Genomic DNA, 3,124 nt, shown 5'->3' on the forward strand with positions numbered 1-3,124 from the left:
ACACGCTCGCGGCGTTGCGCAGGCGCGGCGGCAACAACCGTTTTAATCACATGCGGGGCGTCGCCCTCTGCCGAGCGCGGGCCACCCGCCGGACGGGCATCGCGGCGCGGGCGACGATCATCGCTCTTACCGTCGGGGCGGCGACGCTTATTCTTGCGCTCGGCGGCGGCTTCCTCGTCGCTCAAGAGTTCCAGCGTTTCCATGCCCTCGGGGGTGAGGCGCGGGATTGGGCGACCGATAATAGCTTCAATGGCCTGCACGAAGCGCGTATCGTCCGGCTTTGCGAAGGTAAACGCCTTGCCGAGATTCCCGGCGCGGCCCGTGCGACCAATGCGATGCACATAATCTTCGGCATGGATAGGCACGTCGAAATTGAACACATGGCTCAGCATCGCCACATCAATCCCGCGCGCGGCGACATCGGAGGCAACCAGCACCGTCACATCGCCCGCCTTGAAGCGTTCGAGCATTTCGGTGCGGGCGCTCTGGTTCATGTCGCCGTGCAGCACCCCGGCGTTAAACCCATGCTTGCTCAGCGACTTGCCGACAATATCCACATCGCGCTTGCGATTGCAGAAGATGATGGCATTGCGAATTTCTTCGGAGCGCAGCAACTGCCGCAGTGCCGCCCGCTTATCCAAATCTTCCACCACGACCAGCGCCTGTTCGACCGTTTCGGCAGTGGTCGATTGGCGGGCGACGGTAATTTCGCGCGGGTTCTGCAAGAAAGCATCGGCCAGACGCTTGATTTCTGGCGGCATGGTCGCCGAGAAAAACAGCGTTTGGCGCAGCGGCGGCAGCAGCGACACGATTTTCTCGACATCGGGGATGAACCCCATGTCCAGCATCCGGTCGGCCTCGTCGATCACCAGGATCTTCACGTCATTCAGCAGAATGCGCCCGCGCTCGAAATGATCGAGCAAACGGCCCGGCGTGGCGATGAGCACGTCGACACCGCGATCCAGCAGCTTTTCCTGATCGCCAAAGGAGACGCCGCCAATCAGCAGCGCCATCGTTAGCTTGCAGTATTTTCCGTATTTATCGAAGTTTTCCGAAACCTGCGCCGCGAGTTCGCGCGTCGGCTCCAAAATCAACGAGCGCGGCATTCGCGCGCGGGCACGCCCGTTGGCGAGAATATCAATCATCGGCAGCGTGAATCCGGCGGTCTTTCCGGTTCCGGTCTGCGCGCAGCCCAACAAATCCCGCCCCATAAGGACCTGCGGGATCGCCTGCTCTTGAATCGGGGTAGGGTCAATATACCCAGCGTCGGTAACGGCTTTAACAACGTCCGGGCTAAGACCTAAGTCAGCAAACGACATGCGGCGATAATCTGCCTTCGTAAAGAAACCGAAAAAACGGCGGGGATTTGTCTGTTGCGCATTATCGCTTCCAAAGCCGCCAAGTCAAATGAAAGCGCGCCGCCCCGGCAATCATCAGCCGTGATTCGGCTAAGATTGGCATAAGCGAAGCGCTTCGTTAGGGTAAAGCCCGATAAAATTGCGACTGAGAGGCTCCGTGTCCGATCTGCCTGAATTAATCTTTTGCCCTGGGCTCTTGTGCGATGAAAACCTCTGGCGGCCTCAGAGCTTAGCGCTGGCCGGGCGCGTTGCCATGCGCGTCGCCGACACGACCAAAGACGATACGATTGCCGGCATGGCCGCGCGCCTACTGGCCGATGCCCCGCCGCGCTTTGCCCTCGCGGGCCTTTCGATGGGCGGCTATCTGGCGCTCGAAGTGTTGCGGCAGGCTAAAGAGCGCGTCACCCGCGTCGCCTTGCTCGATACCTCCGCCCGCCCCGATACCGAGGAGCAGCGCGAACGCCGAATGGCGCTGATGCGCATGGCAAAAATTGGCCGTTTCAAAGGGGTTACGCCCCGTTTGCTCCCCTTGCTCATTCACCCCGACCGGCTGAACGATGCGGCCTTGGTGGAAACGATTATCGGTATGGCGCAACGCATTGGCCGCGATGGGTTTTTGCGCCAGCAGAACGCCATTCTCACCCGCGCCGATAGCGTGCCGGACCTGCCGGGTTTCACTTGCCCCGCCCTCGTCATCGTCGGCCGCGAGGACGCTTTGACGCCTCCCGAGCGCGCCGAGGAAATTGCCGGAGGCCTTCCGAGCGCCCGGCTGCATGTGCTGGAAAACTGCGGGCATCTCGCCACGCTGGAGCAGCCCGATCAGGTGAATGCCCTGTTTGAGATGTTTTTCCTAGAGGAGGCCGGGGCATGACGAAACCGCAGAAAATCATCATCGACTGCGATCCGGGACTCGATGACGCCATCGCCCTACTCCTCGCCTTCGCCAGCCCGGAACTCGATATTCTCGGAATAACGGTGGCGGCGGGAAATGTCGGGCTGGAACAAACGGTTAAGAACACGCGCCTGCTGGTCGATCTCGCCGGTGTATCGGTGCCAATCCACTCCGGCTGCCCGGCTCCGCTGTTCCGCCGCCTCGAAACCGCCGCCCATATCCACGGCGAGTCGGGCCTTAAGGGCGCGGAGCATCTGCCGCCGCCACGTGCCCCAGTGTCGGACGAGCACGCCGTTCCCGCCCTCATCCGCCACTTGCGCGCCGCCGCACCGGCTGAAATTATTCTCGCCTGTACCGGCCCATTGACCAACCTCGCGGCCGCCTTGATCCAGGCCCCGGAGATCGCCGTTTCCATCGCGCGCATTGTCGTCATGGGCGGCGGCGTCGCCCAGGGCAATGCCACCCCCGCCGCCGAGTTCAATTTTCTCACCGATCCGCACGCGGCCCAGATTGTTTGCCGCAGCGGCGTGCCGCTGGAGATCATTCCGCTCGATTTGACCTGGCAGGCCGAGGCCAGTTCGGCGCGCCTCAAACCATTAGTCGGCGTCGAAACCCAGGTGGCGCGCACCGTTCTCTCGATGATGGCCGCCTATGGCCGCAAAGGCCGCCATGTTGAGAGCGACGGGCCGCCGCTGCACGACCCCTGTGTCATCGGCCATATTCTCTGGCCCGATCTGATGCGCGGCCAACGCGGCGGCGTGGGCGTCGATGTGCTGCCCGGCCCGAACGAAGGCCGCCTGACCGCCGACTGGTGGAGCGTGGCCAAACCGCCGCTGCCGCAAGCCCTCGTGCTGACCGAGATCGACGCCGACGG

At 62.6% G+C, this 3,124-nt stretch carries 3 protein-coding genes; 2 read left to right on the forward strand and 1 reads right to left on the reverse strand.

Annotation, left to right across the window (positions count from 1 at the left end; genetic code table 11):
• Positions 1 to 1,319: DEAD/DEAH box helicase (locus tag VZ95_RS17315; protein ID WP_156995371.1), on the reverse strand; the 1,319-nt coding region annotated here is incomplete at its 3' end.
• Positions 1,320 to 1,515: 196 nt separating this feature from the next.
• Here VZ95_RS17315 and VZ95_RS17320 point away from each other — a divergent pair.
• Positions 1,516 to 2,229: an alpha/beta fold hydrolase gene (locus tag VZ95_RS17320; protein ID WP_045776970.1), complete on the forward strand. Its 714-nt coding sequence runs from the start codon at positions 1,516 to 1,518 to the stop codon at positions 2,227 to 2,229.
• Positions 2,226 to 3,124: nucleoside hydrolase (locus VZ95_RS17325; RefSeq protein ID WP_045776971.1), on the forward strand; the 899-nt coding region annotated here is incomplete at its 3' end. The genes VZ95_RS17320 and VZ95_RS17325, both read left to right, overlap by 4 nt.

The sequence above is a fragment of the Elstera litoralis genome, assembly GCF_000963705.1.
In the GTDB taxonomy this organism is placed as follows: Bacteria; Pseudomonadota; Alphaproteobacteria; order Elsterales; family Elsteraceae; genus Elstera; species Elstera litoralis.